The organism is Streptomyces sp. NPDC046335 (assembly GCF_055587985.1).
In genome coordinates, this window is sequence record NZ_JBVJFF010000007.1 from 409,911 (window position 1) to 424,484 (window position 14,574).

General features: G+C 71.5%; 13 protein-coding genes and 1 riboswitch. Of the genes, 10 read left to right on the plus strand and 3 right to left on the minus strand.

Features of this window, described 5'->3' with window-relative positions:
• Nucleotides 1–12 precede the first annotated feature (12 nt).
• A complete protein-coding gene (locus tag ACZ6JY_RS19855) occupies nucleotides 13–2,355 on the minus strand; it encodes a chitinase C-terminal domain-containing protein (protein ID WP_469197278.1) in 2,343 nt (780 codons plus the stop codon).
• 297 nt (nucleotides 2,356–2,652) lie between these two features.
• Nucleotides 2,653–2,783, plus strand: a riboswitch (FMN riboswitch).
• A gap of 239 nt (nucleotides 2,784–3,022) precedes the next feature.
• Between ACZ6JY_RS19855 and ribD the strand changes: the two genes are divergently transcribed.
• The 10 genes from ribD (at nucleotide 3,023) to ACZ6JY_RS19905 (ending at nucleotide 11,482) form a co-directional block, all read left to right on the plus strand.
• Nucleotides 3,023–4,078 carry a bifunctional diaminohydroxyphosphoribosylaminopyrimidine deaminase/5-amino-6-(5-phosphoribosylamino)uracil reductase RibD gene (gene ribD, locus ACZ6JY_RS19860; RefSeq protein ID WP_469197357.1) on the plus strand — a complete coding sequence of 352 codons (1,056 nt, stop codon included), beginning with the start codon at nucleotides 3,023–3,025 and terminating at the stop codon, nucleotides 4,076–4,078.
• Between the two features lies 1 nt (nucleotide 4,079).
• Nucleotides 4,080–4,700, plus strand: coding sequence for a riboflavin synthase (locus ACZ6JY_RS19865; protein WP_469197279.1), 621 nt, complete (start codon nucleotides 4,080–4,082; stop codon nucleotides 4,698–4,700).
• Between the two features lie 56 nt (nucleotides 4,701–4,756).
• Nucleotides 4,757–5,344: a nicotinamide mononucleotide transporter family protein gene (locus ACZ6JY_RS19870; RefSeq protein ID WP_469197358.1), complete on the plus strand. Its 588-nt coding sequence runs from the start codon at nucleotides 4,757–4,759 to the stop codon at nucleotides 5,342–5,344.
• Nucleotides 5,341–6,630: a bifunctional 3,4-dihydroxy-2-butanone-4-phosphate synthase/GTP cyclohydrolase II gene (locus ACZ6JY_RS19875; protein WP_469197280.1), complete on the plus strand. Its 1,290-nt coding sequence runs from the start codon at nucleotides 5,341–5,343 to the stop codon at nucleotides 6,628–6,630. The genes ACZ6JY_RS19870 and ACZ6JY_RS19875 overlap by 4 nt, the downstream gene beginning before the upstream one ends.
• A 46-nt stretch (nucleotides 6,631–6,676) precedes the next feature.
• On the plus strand, nucleotides 6,677–7,162 hold the full coding sequence (gene ribH / locus ACZ6JY_RS19880) for a 6,7-dimethyl-8-ribityllumazine synthase (RefSeq protein WP_447036228.1): 486 nt from the start codon (nucleotides 6,677–6,679) through the stop codon (nucleotides 7,160–7,162).
• Nucleotides 7,163–7,197: 35 nt separating this feature from the next.
• The gene (locus ACZ6JY_RS19885) at nucleotides 7,198–7,470 is read left to right on the plus strand and encodes a phosphoribosyl-ATP diphosphatase (RefSeq protein WP_055564821.1); all 273 of its coding nucleotides are present in this window, start codon (nucleotides 7,198–7,200) and stop codon (nucleotides 7,468–7,470) included.
• Between the two features lie 66 nt (nucleotides 7,471–7,536).
• Entirely contained in the window at nucleotides 7,537–8,394 is an 858-nt protein-coding gene (hisG, locus tag ACZ6JY_RS19890; RefSeq protein WP_469197281.1) for an ATP phosphoribosyltransferase, read from the plus strand.
• 21 nt (nucleotides 8,395–8,415) lie between these two features.
• Nucleotides 8,416–8,856 carry a PH domain-containing protein gene (locus ACZ6JY_RS19895; protein WP_469197282.1) on the plus strand — a complete coding sequence of 147 codons (441 nt, stop codon included), beginning with the start codon at nucleotides 8,416–8,418 and terminating at the stop codon, nucleotides 8,854–8,856.
• Nucleotides 8,857–9,053: 197 nt separating this feature from the next.
• Nucleotides 9,054–10,394, plus strand: coding sequence for a hemolysin family protein (locus tag ACZ6JY_RS19900; protein ID WP_469197283.1), 1,341 nt, complete (start codon nucleotides 9,054–9,056; stop codon nucleotides 10,392–10,394).
• Nucleotides 10,391–11,482, plus strand: a complete 1,092-nt coding sequence (locus ACZ6JY_RS19905) for a hemolysin family protein (protein WP_469197284.1) — start codon at nucleotides 10,391–10,393, stop codon at nucleotides 11,480–11,482. The genes ACZ6JY_RS19900 and ACZ6JY_RS19905 overlap by 4 nt, the downstream gene beginning before the upstream one ends.
• A gap of 29 nt (nucleotides 11,483–11,511) precedes the next feature.
• On the opposite strand, the gene ACZ6JY_RS19910 is transcribed toward ACZ6JY_RS19905, so the two are convergent.
• Entirely contained in the window at nucleotides 11,512–13,428 is a 1,917-nt protein-coding gene (locus tag ACZ6JY_RS19910; protein WP_469197359.1) for an AAA family ATPase, read from the minus strand.
• Between the two features lie 444 nt (nucleotides 13,429–13,872).
• Entirely contained in the window at nucleotides 13,873–14,550 is a 678-nt protein-coding gene (locus ACZ6JY_RS19915; RefSeq protein WP_469197285.1) for a uridine kinase family protein, read from the minus strand.
• Between the last annotated feature and the right edge of the window lie 24 nt (nucleotides 14,551–14,574).

A 14,574-nucleotide genomic window follows, 5' to 3' on the forward strand; every position in this document is an offset into this window, starting at 1 on the left:
GCGGTCAACGGTTCAGCAGGCGCCGAGGTCCTGCCAGACGCCCCACTCGCCGCCGGCGCCGGGCTCGTCGCCCTTCGTCCACCACTTGGCCTTCCAGGTGTGGGACTTGTGGGACACGGTCTTGCCGGAGCCGTACTCGCTCGACGCGCTCCACGCCGGAGCCGCGCACGTGCCGGGCGGGTCCGTCGGTCCCGGCGGGTCGGTCGGTCCCGGCGGGTCCGTCGGCCCGGGACCCGTGCCCGGCTCGACCAGCGTGGTGCCGCGCGCCAGGTCACCGGCGAGCGCGTACTTCTTGCCGCTGATCTCGACGGTCCAGTTCCACGGCGTGGACGTCGGCAGGTAGTAGTTGAAGGAGAGGTCCACCGAGGAACCGGGCGCCAGCGACTGCCAGGCCGGCAGTTTCAGCGAGACGCGGTGGAAGTCGCCCTTCAGCCCGCCGACATTGCTGCCGGTGTGATCGCTGCTGATCACCTTGGTGCCGAAGCCGGACTGGTCGGAGGCGTTGCCGGGAGCCGAGGTCGAGTAGTCGAACTGGAACTCCGTGCCGCCGGGCAGGGCCGTCTTCGTGTTGTTGGTGATCTTCACCTTCGGGGTGATCGGGTAGTTGGAGTCACCGAGCTTGAAGTCGCCGAACTCGACGCCGATGTCCACCGCCTCGGTGGGCAGCTCCTTGTTCGAGACCTTCGCGCCGTAGGGCTTCGCGGTCTTGAACTTGTCGTACATCAGCGAGGTGAGGGTGTCCCCGATCTCGTACTGGCCCTTGGCCGCGTTCCAGCGGTAGTCGCCCGCCATCTCCCAGACCATGGTGCCGCCGATGCCGCGGTCGACCACGTAGTCGGCCTTCTTCGCCACCGACGTCTCGTCCTCGGTGGACAGGAAGACCTTCTTCTCGGCGTTCCACAGCCACGGGGCGACCAGCGTCGAGTCGTACTTGCGGGCGTAGGTGCCGGTCAGCCTGGTGTCCGCGGGGAAGCCGTACTTGGTGACGTAGTCGCCGACGATCCCCTTCTCCAGGTTCTTCGCGTGCCACATCGGGTTGGAGCCCGCCGGGGACTCCTTGCCGTTGTCGTCCTTGTCGTGCCAGAGGTTGTCGATGCCGACCGCGCCGTCACCGCACTTGGTCAGGCCCGACCCGGCGGGGCAGGTGCTCGCCGCGGCCTTGCCCCACAGGCCGTCCGTGCCGCCCTGCACGTTCTTGTGGCCGCGGGTGTAGTACGGCAGGCCGATGTTGATGCGGCCGGCCGGCATCGAGCCGCGGAAGTAGTGGTACGCCCAGTCGGTGTTCAGATAGCCGACGCCGCCGTACTGCTGGCTGCCGTAGACGCCGGCCGCCGCCAGCTCGGCGTCCTTGCCGTCGTCGAAGAGCGAGGCGTTGGGACCGACGTACTCGTTCCAGGCGCCGTGCAGGTCGTAGGACATGATGTTGACGTAGTCCAGGTACTTCTGGACCTGGAAGGTCTCCATGCCGCGCAGCAGATAGCCGGAGGAGGGGGCCGCCACGGTGAGCATGTAGTGCTTGCCGTCGGCCGCGCCCGCCTTGTCGAGCTTCTCGCGCAGGCTCTTCATCAGCGCCGCGTACCCCTTGACCAGGCCGCCGCGCCGGGCGTTGGAGATCGGGAAGTCGGCGGGGTGGCCCGCGTCCTTCATGGAGGTCGGGTACTCGTAGTCGATGTCGACGCCGTTGAAGCCGTACTTCTTGATGAAGGCGACCGCGGAGTCCGCGAAGGTGTCGACGCCCGCATGGTTCACCGAGCCGTCGGCGTTGGTCGCCATCGAGTAGAAGCCGCCGGAGTCGACTCGCTTGCCGTCGTCGCCGAAGTAGCCGCCGGTCTCGGCCCAGCCGCCCACCGAGATCAGCGTCTTGACGTTCGGGTGCTGCTTCTTGAACTTGTTCAGGAGGTTGAAGTGGCCCTTGTAGGGCAGCGACGGGTCCATCTCGGCGCCCGCGACGCCCGGCCAGGTCATCCCGGTCGCGGCGTTCTTCTCGCCGTCGGAGCCGACGGAGAGCTTGTTGTCCTTGCCGATGTGCCCGAAGGCGTAGTTGACGTGGGTGACCTTGTCCCACGGGATGTCCGGGGCGAGGTAGGCGGGCTCGCCGTTCTTGCCCGTGCGCCAGCCGGTGAAGTAGCCGATGACGCGCCGCTGGTGGTCGGCGCCCATCTTCTCCCGTCCTTCGCTGTCGTAGACGGAGCAGTAGGGGACGTCGACGCCCGGGGTCCGGTAGAGACCGTCGGGGCGGCAGGACGCGTCGTCGGCGGCGTGCGAGGCGCCGCCGGAGACCAGGCCGAGCAGCAGTCCGGCGACGGCGGCGCCGGTCGCGAGCAGCGTGGGTCTCGCGCGAGTGAGGGACGGCAAGGGGAACCTCCGGGTGCGGGGGCGGTACGCGAACGGGGCAGAACACGGGCGAAGTCGTGAAACGTGTCGGGGCCCGGTGTGCGCACACCGTCGGCTCCGGCTCCTGGAGGTGACGCAGAGATTAAGAGGACTAGACCAAAGCGTCAATAGGTCTGGACCAAAGTCGGCATCCCGTGATGCCCGGAGTGGTGCGTGTGACGCGTGTGGCCCTATGCCCGAAGTGCCTGTGAGTCAGCCCACAGGCCGCCGCCCGGCGGGCCGACGATCAGACGTGGCAGACTGGCCTCGTACCAGAAGCAGCGCACTCCGGGGTCGGTGTAATTCCGAACCGGCGGTTACAGTCCGCGACCCGGCCGCCTCCAGCGGCCGGTTGACCAGGTGAAATTCCTGGACCGACGGTGAAAGTCCGGATGGGAGGCAGTGCGCGGCGGGCGGGCATCTTTGCACGCCGTCGTAGTGGCTTGTTCCTGGACCTCCGAGGAGGTCGGGGCGGTTCCCGGTATTTTCCGGGGACGGTTCTCGGGAGATCCCGAGGACAGGTGTCATCGGCGTCGGCGTCGCCACAGGTGCCGTTGCCCGTACGTGTCGTCGTCTTTCGACAGCCCCGGAGTCCGTGCCCAAAGAGGCAGGAGATCCGGTGGCCACCGCCGTAGCCGAAGAGACCGCCATGCGGCGCGCCGTCGCGCTGGCCGCCCGCGGACTCGGCTCCACCAGCCCCAACCCCGTCGTCGGCTGCGTCGTCCTCGACGCCTCCGGCGAGGTCGCGGGCGAGGGCTGGCACCAGCGCGCCGGCGGGCCGCACGCCGAGGTCAACGCCCTGCGCGCGGCCGGCGAGCGGGCCCGCGGCGGCACCGCCCTCGTCACCCTCGAACCCTGCGACCACACCGGCCGCACCGGCCCCTGCACGCAGGCCCTCATCGAGGCGGGGATCGCCCGCGTCGTCTACGCCGTCGGCGATCCGACCCCCGCGGCGACCGGCGGCGCCGAGACCCTGCGTACGGCCGGGATCTCCGTCGAGCAGGGCCTGTGCGAGGCCGAGGCCGCCGAGGGCAACGCCGCCTGGCTCACCTCCGTCCGGCTCGGCCGGCCCCACGTCACCTGGAAGTACGCGGCCACGCTCGACGGCCGCACCGCCGCCGCCGACGGCACGAGTCGCTGGATCACCTCCGCCGAGGCCCGCGCCGACGTCCACCGGCTGCGCGCCGAGTGCGACGCCGTGCTGGTCGGCTCCGGCACCCAGCGCGCCGACGACCCGCACCTCGCCGTGCGCGGCGTCGAGGGCGCCGTCCAGCCGCTGCGGGTCGTCGTCGACACCAACGGCACCGCCGTCACGGCAGGAGCCCGCGTCCTCGACGACGCGGCGCCCACCCTCATCGCCGTCGCCGACGATGTACCGCCAAGGACCGGTGCCGAGACCGTACGGCTCCCGCGCGCCGACGGCGGGCTCGACATCCCCGCGCTGCTCGCCGCCCTGCACGCGCGCGGAGTGCGGTCCGTACTCCTCGAAGGCGGCCCGACGCTCGCCGGGGCCTTCGTCGCCGCGGGCGCCGTCGACCGCGTCGTCGGCTACGTCGCCCCCGTCCTGCTCGGCGCGGGCCCGGCCGCTCTCGCGGGCGGCGGAATCACCACCATCACCCAGGCGTTGCGGCTCGACGTGAGCGAGACCCGCCGCCTCGGACCCGACCTGCGGATCACCGCGACCCTCGTAGCGAAGGAGCACTGACGTGTTCACCGGAATCGTCGAAGAGCTGGGCGAGATCACCGCCGTCGAGAACCTTCCCGACGCCTCCCGGTTCCGCCTGCGCGGCCCCGTCGTCACCGACGGCGCCAAGCACGGCGACTCCATCGCGGTCAACGGCGTCTGTCTGACGGTCGTGGAGCACGAGGGCGAGGAGTTCACCGCCGACGTCATGGCGGAGACCCTGAACCGCTCCAGCCTCGGCGCGCTCGCGGTCGGCTCCCGCGTCAACCTGGAGCGCCCCACCGCGGTCGGCGCGCGCCTCGGCGGACACATCGTGCAGGGCCACGTCGACGGCACCGGCGAGATCGTCGAGCGCAAGCCGTCCGAGAACTGGGAGATCGTCAAGGTCTCCCTGCCCGCCGGACTCTCGCGCTACGTCGTCGAGAAGGGCTCCATCACCGTCGACGGCGTCAGCCTGACCGTCGTCGACGCGGGCCCCGACTTCTTCACCATCAGCCTCATCCCCACCACCCTCGCGCTGACCACGCTCGGCATCAAGCAGCCCGGCGACCCGGTCAACCTCGAGGTCGACGTCATCGCCAAGTACGTGGAGCGACTGCTCGGCGACCGTGCCCAGGGCCCTGATCAGGAGGCCACCAAGTGAACTGGCTCAACGCGGAAGCCTTCACGGCCTTCGACCAGCACATCCTCTGGTCCGACATGATCGGCAACACCATCGGGCTGATCGCCCTCGCGCTCGGCTGGCGGCGCTCCATATGGACCTGGCCCGCCCAGCTCCTGTCCGGCGTCATCCTCGTCGCCGCGTACGCCTCCGCGCAGCTCTCCGGCGGCGTCGGCAAGCAGCTCCTCGTCATCGGCGTCGCGCTGTGGGGCTGGCGGCAGTGGACGCGCGGCAGGCAGCAGGCGCAGGACGGCTCCATCGCCATCCGGTTCGCCACCTGGAAGGAGCGGGGCATCATGCTCGCGGGCACCGCCGTCGGCACGCTCGCGGTCGGCGCCCTGTTCACCGCCGTGCCCGACCTGTCCTGGAACCCCTGGCCGGACGCCTACATCTTCGTCGGCACGCTCACCGCGATGGTCGCCCAGGCCCGCGGCCTCGTCGAGTTCTGGTTCGCCTGGCTCCTCGTCGACCTGGTCGGTGTGCCGCTCGCCTTCAGCAGCGGCCTGGCCTTCTCCGGCCTCGTGTACGTCGTCTACCTCGCCCTCGTCCTGTGGGGCATGCGCGACTGGTGGCTGCGCTCCCGCGCGGCGGCCTCTCAGCCCGTCATGGAAGGAGCCCCGGCATGACTGCGGCACCCCTCTGGTACAGCACGGACAACGTCGAAGACCTGTCCCTCGACCCCGTCGAACAGGCCATCCGCGACATCGCCGCCGGCCGGCCCGTCGTGGTCGTCGACGACGAGGACCGCGAGAACGAAGGCGACCTCGTCGTCGCCGCCGAGAAGGCGACCCCCGAGATCGTCGCCTTCATGATGAGCGAGTGCCGCGGCCTGGTCTGCGCGCCCATGGAGGCGGAGGAGCTCGACCGGCTGCGGCTGCCGCAGATGGTCGAGCACAACACCGAGTCGATGAGCACCGCCTTCACCGTCTCCGTCGACGCCTCCGCCGCGCACGGCGTGAGCACCGGCATCTCCGCCGCCGACCGCGCCACCACGCTCCAGCTCCTCGCGGGCGGCGAGGCCACCGCCGACGACTTCGTGCGCCCCGGGCACATCTTCCCGCTGCGCGCCAGGTCCGGCGGCGTCCTCGTCCGCAACGGCCACACCGAGGCCGCCGTCGACCTCGCCCGCCTCGCGGGCCTGCGCCCGGCCGGGGCGATCGTGGAGATCGCGGGCGAGGACGGCAGGATGCTCCGCCTGCCGGAGCTGATCCCCTTCGCCCGCAAGCACGGCCTGACGATCATCTCCATCGAGGACCTGATCGCCTACCGCCGCTCCTCGGAGCCCACCGTCCGCCGCGAGGCCGAGGTCCGACTGCCCACCGCCTTCGGCGACTTCACCGCGTACGGCTACCGCTCCACCGTCGACGGCGTCGAGCACGTCGCCCTCGTCCACGGCGACCTCGGCGACGGCGAGGACGTCCTGGTGCGACTGCACTCCGAGTGCCTGACCGGCGACGTCTTCCACTCCCTTCGCTGCGACTGCGGCCCGCAGCTCGAAGCGTCCATGGAGCGCATCACCGGGGAGGGCCGCGGCATCGTCGTCTACCTCCGCGGCCACGAGGGGCGCGGCATCGGCCTGCTCTCCAAGCTGCGCGCGTACGAACTCCAGGAGCGCGGCAGCGACACCCTCGACGCCAACCTGGAGCTCGGCCTGCCCGCCGACGCGCGGGACTACGGCGCGGGCGCCCGCATCCTCGCCGACCTCGGCGTGCGCGGCGTCCGGCTGATGACCAACAACCCCGACAAGACCGACGCGGTCCTGCGGCACGGCCTGAAGGTCACGGGGCGCGAGCCCATGCCCGTCAAGGCCGGCGAGCACAACCTGCGCTATCTGCGCACCAAGCGGGACCGCATGGGCCACGACCTGCCCTGGCTCGACGCCCCCGGCGTCTCCGCCTGCGGCAACCAGTGACCGGCAAGCAACGTACACACACCACGGAAACGACCAGGAGAAGCACGTGAGCGGCAAGGGTGCACCCGAACTGAGCGTGAAGAACTGCGGCGACCTGCGGGTCGCGGTGATCGCCGCGCAGTGGCACGAGAAGGTCATGGACGGCCTCGTCGACGGCGCCCTGCGCGCCCTGACCGAGCTCGGCATCAGCGAGCCCACCGTCCTGCGCGTGCCGGGCAGCTATGAACTGCCGGTCGTCGCCAAGGTCCTCGCCGGACGCGGTTACGACGCGATCGTCGCGCTCGGCGTCGTCATCCGCGGCGGCACCCCGCACTTCGAGTACGTGTGCCAGGGCGTGACGCAGGGCCTCACTCAGGTCTCCGTCGACACCGGAGTGCCCATCGGCTTCGGCGTGCTGACCTGCGACACCGAGGAGCAGGCGCTCGACCGCGCGGGCATCGAGGGGTCCAGCGAGGACAAGGGGCACGAAGCGGTCACCGCGGCCGTCGCCACCGCGACCACTCTGCGCACCGTCTCCGAGCCCTGGCGCTGAGCGGCGCCGCTCGGGCGCGTAGAGTGAACGGCATCATGTCCAAGAAGACTTTCGAGGAGCTCTTCACCGAGCTCCAGCACAAGGCCGCCAACGGCGACCCCGCCACCTCCCGCACCGCCGAGCTGGTGGACAAGGGCGTCCATGCCATCGGCAAGAAGGTCGTCGAGGAGGCCGCCGAAGTCTGGATGGCCGCCGAGCACGAGGGCAAGGAAGCCGCCGCCGAGGAGATCTCGCAGCTCCTCTACCACGTCCAGGTGATGATGGTCGCCCGCGGCATCTCCCTCGACGACGTGTACGCCCACCTCTGAGCCCGCCACCGGCTCGCCCGACCACCCGTCACGCCTCCACGCCCTCACGCAAAGGAATCCGACCTCATGCTGCGCATCGCCGTCCCCAACAAGGGTTCACTGTCCGGACCTGCGTCGGCGATGCTCCATGAGGCCGGGTACCAGCAGCGCAAGGAGTCCAAGGAGCTCGTCCTCGTCGACCCCGAGAACGAGGTCGAGTTCTTCTACCTGCGCCCCAAGGACATCGCGATCTACGTCTCGGCGGGCCGCCTCGACATCGGCATCACCGGCGAGGACCTGCTCGTCGACTCCGGCGCAGGTGCCGAGAGCATCCTGCCGCTCGGCTTCGCCCGCTCCACCTTCCGCTTCGCCGCGAAGCCGGGCACGGCCACCGGCGTCGAGGACCTCGCGGGCAAGACCGTCGCGACCTCGTACGAGGGCATCGTCGCCAAGCACCTCGCGGGCCACGGCGTCGACGCCTCCGTCGTCCACCTCGACGGTGCCGTCGAGACCGCCATCGAGCTGGGCGTCGCCCAGGTCATCGCGGACGTCGTCGAGACCGGCACCTCCCTGCGGAACGCGGGCCTGGAGGTCTTCGGCGAGCCCATCATGAAGTCGGAGGCGGTCGTCATCCGGCGCACCGGCGCCGACACCTCCGACGCCGCGCAGCCCAAGATCGAGCAGTTCCTCCGCCGCCTCCAGGGCGTCCTCGTCGCCCGTTCGTACGTGATGATGGACTACGACTGCCGCGCCGAGCACCTGGAGCGCGCCGTCGCCCTCACCCCGGGCCTCGAGTCGCCGACCATCTCGCCGCTGCACAACGAAGGCTGGGTGGCCGTGCGCTCCATGGTCCCCGCCAAGGAGGCCCAGCGCGTCATGGACGACCTCTACGCCCTCGGGGCGCGGGCCATCCTCACCACGGCGATCCACGCATGTCGCCTCTGAACCGGCAGGAAGACCCGTCCCGTGTCTGAGCTTCCCTCTCTCCCCGTCACCTTCAGGCCGAAGCGGACCAGGACGGTCCTGCTCAGCGCGGGCGCCGCGATGTTCGTCGTCCTCACGGTGATCGCCCTCATGCTGCCCGGCATCGGCCCGGGGGAGCGGGCCAGCTTCATCCTCACCGGCGCGCTGCTCTTCGGCGTGCTCGTGCTGCTCGGCAGGCCCAAGGTCGTCGCCGACGAGTCCGGCGTACACGTCGTCAACATCGCCACCGGCAGGCGCCTGGAGTGGGCGGAGATCGTGCAGGTCACCCTGCGCCCCGGCGACCCGTGGGTGTTCCTGGACCTCAGCGACGGCACCCGGCTGCCCGCCCTTGGCATCCAGCCGGGCCTCGCGCGGCAGCAGGCGTTCGCGGACGCCCGCGCCCTGCGCGACCTCACCGAGGCCCGCGCCCCGCTGGGGGACTGACCATCCGCGCCCGGTTCTGATTAATCTGGTGGCGGGACGGCCCGGTGTGCCGTCCCGCCCCTGACGGGCCCGCCCGGCCCCCAGGGGCTCCTGCTAACCGAGGAGTGACTCCCTCCAGCGATGGACGGATCGTCCTGTAGTACCTGCGCCGCCCCCTCCCGGCACACCGGGACCCGCACGACATGGGAGGCGGCGGCATGACAGTCCCGCTGCTGCTCCTCGGGGCGGCATTCCTGCTGATTCTCGCCAACGGCTTCTTCGTGGCGGCCGAGTTCGGTCTCGTCACCGTGGAGCGGCCCGAAGCGGAGAAGGCCGCGGCCGACGGCGACCGCCGGGCCCGCACGGTCGTCCAAGCCCTCAAGGAGCTGTCGTTCCAGCTCTCCGGCACCCAGCTCGGCATCACGATCACCTCGCTCGTCGTCGGCATGCTCGCCGAACCGGCGCTCGCCGAGCTGCTCGCGGTCCCGTTCACCGCGGTCGGCGTGCCCGAAGGCGCCGTGGGCGGCGTCTCCGTGGTGGTCGGCATGCTGCTCGCCTCCGCCGTGCAGATGGTCATCGGCGAGCTGGTCCCCAAGAACTGGGCGGTCTCCAGGCCGTTGCAGGTCGCGCGGTTCGTCGCGGGCCCGCAGCACGCCTTCGCGCGGCTCCTGCGGCCCGTGATCGCCCTCCTGAACGCCGTCGCCAACCGCCTGGTGCGGATGCTCGGCGTGGAGCCCACCGAGGAGCTCGCCTCCGCGCGCACCCCCGGCGAACTGGTCTCCCTGGCCCGCCACTCGGCGCAGGCCGGCACCCTGGAGCAGGACACCGCCGACCTGTTCGTCCGCACCCTCTCGCTCGGCGAGCTGACCGCGCAGCACGTGATGACGCCGCGCGTGAAGGTCAGCGCGCTCCAGTCGTCGGCGACGGCCGAGGACGTGGTCAACCTGACCCGCGCCACCGGCCTGTCCCGCTTTCCCGTGTACCGCGAGCGGATCGACGAGATCGTCGGCGTGGTGCACCTCAAGGACGCCCTCGCGGTGTCCGCGCACGAACGCCTGCGCACCCCGGTCGTCCGCATCGCGCAGGCGCCGCTCCTGATCCCCGAGACGCTGCCCGTGAAGCCCCTCCTGGAGCGGCTGCGCAGCGAACAGCCCATGGCCGTCGTCGTCGACGAGTACGGCGGCACGGCGGGCGTGGTCACCCTGGAGGACATCGTCGAGGAGCTCGTCGGCGAGGTCCGCGACGAACACGACCTGCACGACCTGCCCGAACTGTGCGCGGCCCCGCCGGAGGACGGCAGGCCGAGCTGGGACGCCGACGGAGGCAGCCGGGTCGACACGCTCCGGCGCATCGGCCTCGACGTGCCCGAGGGCCCGTACGAGACCGTCGCGGGCCTCGTGGCCGACCTGCTCGGCCGCATCCCGGTCCCCGGCGACCGGGCCGAGCTGCCCGGCTGGCGGCTCTCGGTCCGCCAGGTCGGGCACTACCGCGCCGAGCGGGTCCGGATCGTCAAGGTGGCCCAGGCGCCGGCCCCCGTACCCGCGGAGGCCCTTCGATGAGCCTGCTCCAGCTTCTCTTCGCCGTCCTGCTGGTGCTCGCCAACGGCTTCTTCGTGGGAGCCGAGTTCGCGCTCGTCTCCGTGCGCCGCAGCCAGATCGAGCCCCTGGACTCCAAGCGGGCCCGCCAGGTCCTCTACGGGCTCGAACACCTGCCGCAGATGATGGCCGCCGCCCAGTTCGGCATCACCGTCTGCTCGTTGACGCTCGGCGCGGTCGCCGAACCCACCGTCGCGCACCTCCTTGAGCCGCTGTTCGCGGCGGCCCACCTGCCCGAAGGCATGATCCACCCGCTCGGCTACGTGATCGCGCTCGCCGTCGTCATCTTCCTCCACCTCGTCATCGGCGAGATGGTCCCGAAGAACCTCGCGATGGCGGCCCCCGAGAAGACCGCGCTCTGGTTCAGCCCCGGCCTGGTCGCCTTCGCCCGGCTGTGCCGCCCGGTGACGGTGGCGCTCGGGGCGTGCGCGCGCGTCGTCCTGAAGGCCTTCCGGGTGGAGCCTAAGGACGAGGTGGAGGCCGTCTTCACCAGCGAGCAGCTCAACCGCCTCGTGGAGGACTCCGGCCAGGCGGGCCTGCTCGACCCCGAGGAGCAGGAGCGCCTGGAGGACGCCCTGGAGCTGGGCTCGCGCCCGGTGACGGATGTGCTGCTCGACCGGGCGTCACTGGTGACCGTCGACGCCTCGGTCACCCCGGGCCAGGTCGTCGGGCTCACCGGACGCACCGGCTTCTCCCGCTTCCCCGTCTGCGCGGAGAACGGCGCCTTCATGGGCTATCTCCACGTCAAGGACGTCCTTGACCTGGAGGAGACCGACCGTGCCGTGCCGCAGCAGGTGTGGCGGCCGATGACGACTCTGCGGGCGGAGCTGCCGCTGGACGACGCCCTGACCGTGATGCGCCGCGCCGCGACGCATCTGGCCCAGGTCGCCGACGCGTCGGGCAAGGTGCTCGGCCTGGTCGCCCTGGAGGACGTCCTCGAACTCCTGGTCGGCGAGGTCCGCGACCCGGCGCACCGCGTCGTCGCCGTGCCGCGCCCGCAGGCCGAGACCGAGGACGTGCCCGAGAGCCTGGACGGCGCCCTGGTGGGCTGAGCCGGACGGCGTGGGACGCGCCCGGGACTTCAGATCCCGGGCGGGTCCTGCGGTCCCCGCCCCGAGAGGACCTCTCCGTAGGCCTGCATCAGGTCCGGGAGCCGCAGGGTGGCGAGGTCGTCGCGGGAGGGCTCGCCGGGGTAGCCGGAGAGCCGCAGATCGCGGTAGGCGCAGCTCTTCTCGTAGAGCGTGCGCAGGAACCTGCCGTTGCCCAGCTCGTCGATCCAGGACTGGTCGACGACGTGTCCGCTGATGGAGCGCAGCTCTTCCAGCGCCTCCTCGTCCCACACGTCACCGTTCTCGGCCGCGAGCACCTCGCCGATGGCGGTCAGCTCCAGGGGGCGGTACGAGGGGAAGTCGACGCGTGTCGTGAAGCGCGAGGACAGGCCGGGGTTGGCGGCGAGCAGCCGGTCCATGCCCTCGGGGTAGCCCGCGAGGATCACGACGAGGTGGTGCCGGTTGTCCTCGGCCCGCTTGAGCAGCACCTGAAGGGCCTCGTCGCCGTAGGCGTCGCCCTTGCCGTACCCGGAGTTGGAGAGGGAGTAGGCCTCGTCGACGAAGAGGACGCCGCCGATCGCGGAGTCGATCAGCTCGTTGGCCTTCACGGCGGTCTGGCCCAGGTACTCGCCGACCAGGTCGGCGCGCTGCGCCTCCACCAGGTGGTCGCCGCCGAGCAGCCCGAGCGCGTAGAAGACCCGGCCGAGGATGCGGGCCACGGTGGTCTTGCCGGTGCCCGAGGGCCCGGAGAAGACGAAGTGTCGTTTCGGCGGCTGTACGGGCAGTCCCTGGGCGGCCCGCAGGCGCGCCATGTTGAGCTGCGCGGAGAGCGCCTTGACCTGCCGCTTCACGGGCTCCAGGCCGACCATGCCCTCCAGTTCGGCGAGCGCGGCCTCCAGGAGGGCGGGGTCGGTGGAGCCCGGCGAAAGCTGCGGGGCGCCGCCCGGCTTGATCGGGACGACCGCCTTCTCGCGGACCGCGTCGGCGTCGGAGGGCCCGGCGGGGCCGGTGCCGGGGCCCTGGGTGCCCGGAGCGCCGCCGGCCGGGGGAAGCTGGGAGTCGGTCACCTTCACGTCCCGGCCCTCGGCGCCGAAGAGCGTGTCGATGCCGTCCGGTCCTTCGAGGACGTCCTGCCCCGTGCCGGCCAGGCTGATCGCGGCGGCGAGGTCGGCCGCCTCGTCGTAGCCGTCGCCCTCGGCGATGGCGGCGAGCCGTGCCGAGGTGTCCATGAAGGAGGCGTCGACCCGGTGCACCGCGCGGTACAGGGGGAGCGCCGCGGCCGAGCGTCCCGTGCCCTCGTGCGCCCTGGCCAGCCAGTACCGCAGCTCCTTGCGCTGGGGCTGTTCGCTGCGGCAGCGCATCAGGGCGGCGGAGAGCAGCGGCTCGGCCTGCCCGTACATCTCCAGGCGCACCCGGGCCATGCCGCCGAAGAGCCCGGCCTCGATGCCCAGCATCGGGTCGTCGACCAGCGGGTCGGTGTGTCGCACGAGCTGGTCCCAGTCCTTGACGAGATAGGCGCGGCAGGCGTGCAGGAAGCGGACCTGCGGGTCGGCGTCGACCGGCGGCAGCCCCGCGAGCGCCCGGTCGAGCTCGGGGACGTGGCGGCCGTCGAGCCAGTGCGAGGCGTGCGCGAGGAGCAGGTCGCGGGTGCTTTCCAGGACGGGCTGGACCCACCAGCCCAGCCAGTACCAGGAGTTGAGGGTGCGGGTGTGCCGGGTGCGCTGTTCCCCGAACCGCTCGCGGTACTGGAACATCCGCAGCAGTGCCGTCGTCGTGTCGATGCGCAGCGCGTGCAGGCCGAGCCAGCCGTCGGCCATGCCGGGATCCATCCGGACCGCGGAGCGGAACTCCTCCTCCGCCTGCGGATAGGCGCCCATCGTGTAGGCGTCGACGCCCCTCAGCCAGGCCAGGTCGGCCGGGGCGGGTGTGCCCACCGCGTCGAAGTCCATCACGTCCCCCACAAACCGTGCCCCCGTGTGCGAACCGCCGGACCGGTGCCCGTCGGCCACTTCGTCGAACCGCCGTGCTGTGGACGGGAGTTGCCTCGGTGCGCAGAGCAGCCGTCCGGAAAGGCGCACCGATGGGCATCGTACCTGCGGGGGAGCGGTCGGCCGTAGGGTGCCGCAGCGATAGATCGGCCGGGGGTGGCCGTCGAGCGAGGTCCCGATGGTGACCGAGGGTGAGCGAATGGCGGCTCGCGGCGGCCGAAAATGTAGGCCTTGAGGCAGAACGAAGCCCCCGATCACGGGGGAACAACCGGGGGCTTCGCGTCTGCGGTCGGTCCCTCAGGACCGCACATTCAGAACGTAAGTCCTGTAAGGCCCCCGGGTCAAGCAGAGTTGAGGCACTCGTGAAAAAGTCTCGGGCCCAACTGGAAGGCGCTTTCCGGAGGTTCAGCGGACCGCCGATGGTCCTTCACACTCAGTGACGAGTTGGGTCCCCACTGATGTCCCACAGGGCCCTGGCAGCACCTCGTATCCCTCGGGGAACTGCCGCACCAAAACGTCGGCGAAGGGCCGTGAGGGGTCCTCGGCGAAGTGCCGCAGCTCCGCGGGTTCCCATCCGTCCCAGAAATCCCGCTGGGCAGACCCGTCCCGCAGGCGCCCGCGCCGCCATGCCGCCTCCCGCGTCACGTCCATCCACAGCAGGGCGGCGAGATGCGGCCGCAGCGCCGCACGGCCCGCGCCGACCCCCTCGACGATCACCACGGGCGCGGACGGCAGCGTCTGCTCGGCCGGGCCGAACCTGCGCTCCACCCAGTCGTACGTCGTGAAGCGCGCCGTCTCGCCGAGGGCGAGCGGCCGAAGGACCCACCGCCGCAGCCGGTCCGTCCAGCCGAACAGCTCGCCGTGGCTCGCGATGTCGTCGAGGCGCAGGACGGGCGCGCCCCCGAGGGCCTCGGCGAGGTGCCGCGCGAACGTCGACTTCCCCGAGCCCGCGTGCCCGTCCACGGCGATCAGCCGGACCGGGCCGCAGGAGGGCGGCAGCCGGCGCAGGGCTCCGGCGAGGCGCGGCAGCGGGGGAGGCGGATCGTGCGGCTTCGGGCTCTTCGCGGGCGGGTCCGGGGTCATTCCGGCAAGCGTACGACCCCGGAA

Excerpts from the sequence above, each read along its gene's own strand:
- ACZ6JY_RS19875 (WP_469197280.1), top strand. The coding sequence starts at position 5,341 with ATGACTGCGGCACCCCTCTGGTACAGCACGGACAACGTCGAAGACCTG.
- ACZ6JY_RS19905 (WP_469197284.1), top strand. The coding sequence starts at position 10,391 with ATGAGCCTGCTCCAGCTTCTCTTCGCCGTCCTGCTGGTGCTCGCCAAC.
- ACZ6JY_RS19915 (WP_469197285.1), bottom strand. The coding sequence starts at position 14,550 with ATGACCCCGGACCCGCCCGCGAAGAGCCCGAAGCCGCACGATCCGCCT.
- ACZ6JY_RS19900 (WP_469197283.1), top strand. The coding sequence starts at position 9,054 with ATGACAGTCCCGCTGCTGCTCCTCGGGGCGGCATTCCTGCTGATTCTC.
- ACZ6JY_RS19885 (WP_055564821.1), top strand. The coding sequence starts at position 7,198 with ATGTCCAAGAAGACTTTCGAGGAGCTCTTCACCGAGCTCCAGCACAAG.
- ACZ6JY_RS19910 (WP_469197359.1), bottom strand. The coding sequence starts at position 13,428 with ATGGACTTCGACGCGGTGGGCACACCCGCCCCGGCCGACCTGGCCTGG.
- hisG (WP_469197281.1), top strand. The coding sequence starts at position 7,537 with ATGCTGCGCATCGCCGTCCCCAACAAGGGTTCACTGTCCGGACCTGCG.
- ribD (WP_469197357.1), top strand. The coding sequence starts at position 3,023 with ATGCGGCGCGCCGTCGCGCTGGCCGCCCGCGGACTCGGCTCCACCAGC.
- ACZ6JY_RS19870 (WP_469197358.1), top strand. The coding sequence starts at position 4,757 with ATGATCGGCAACACCATCGGGCTGATCGCCCTCGCGCTCGGCTGGCGG.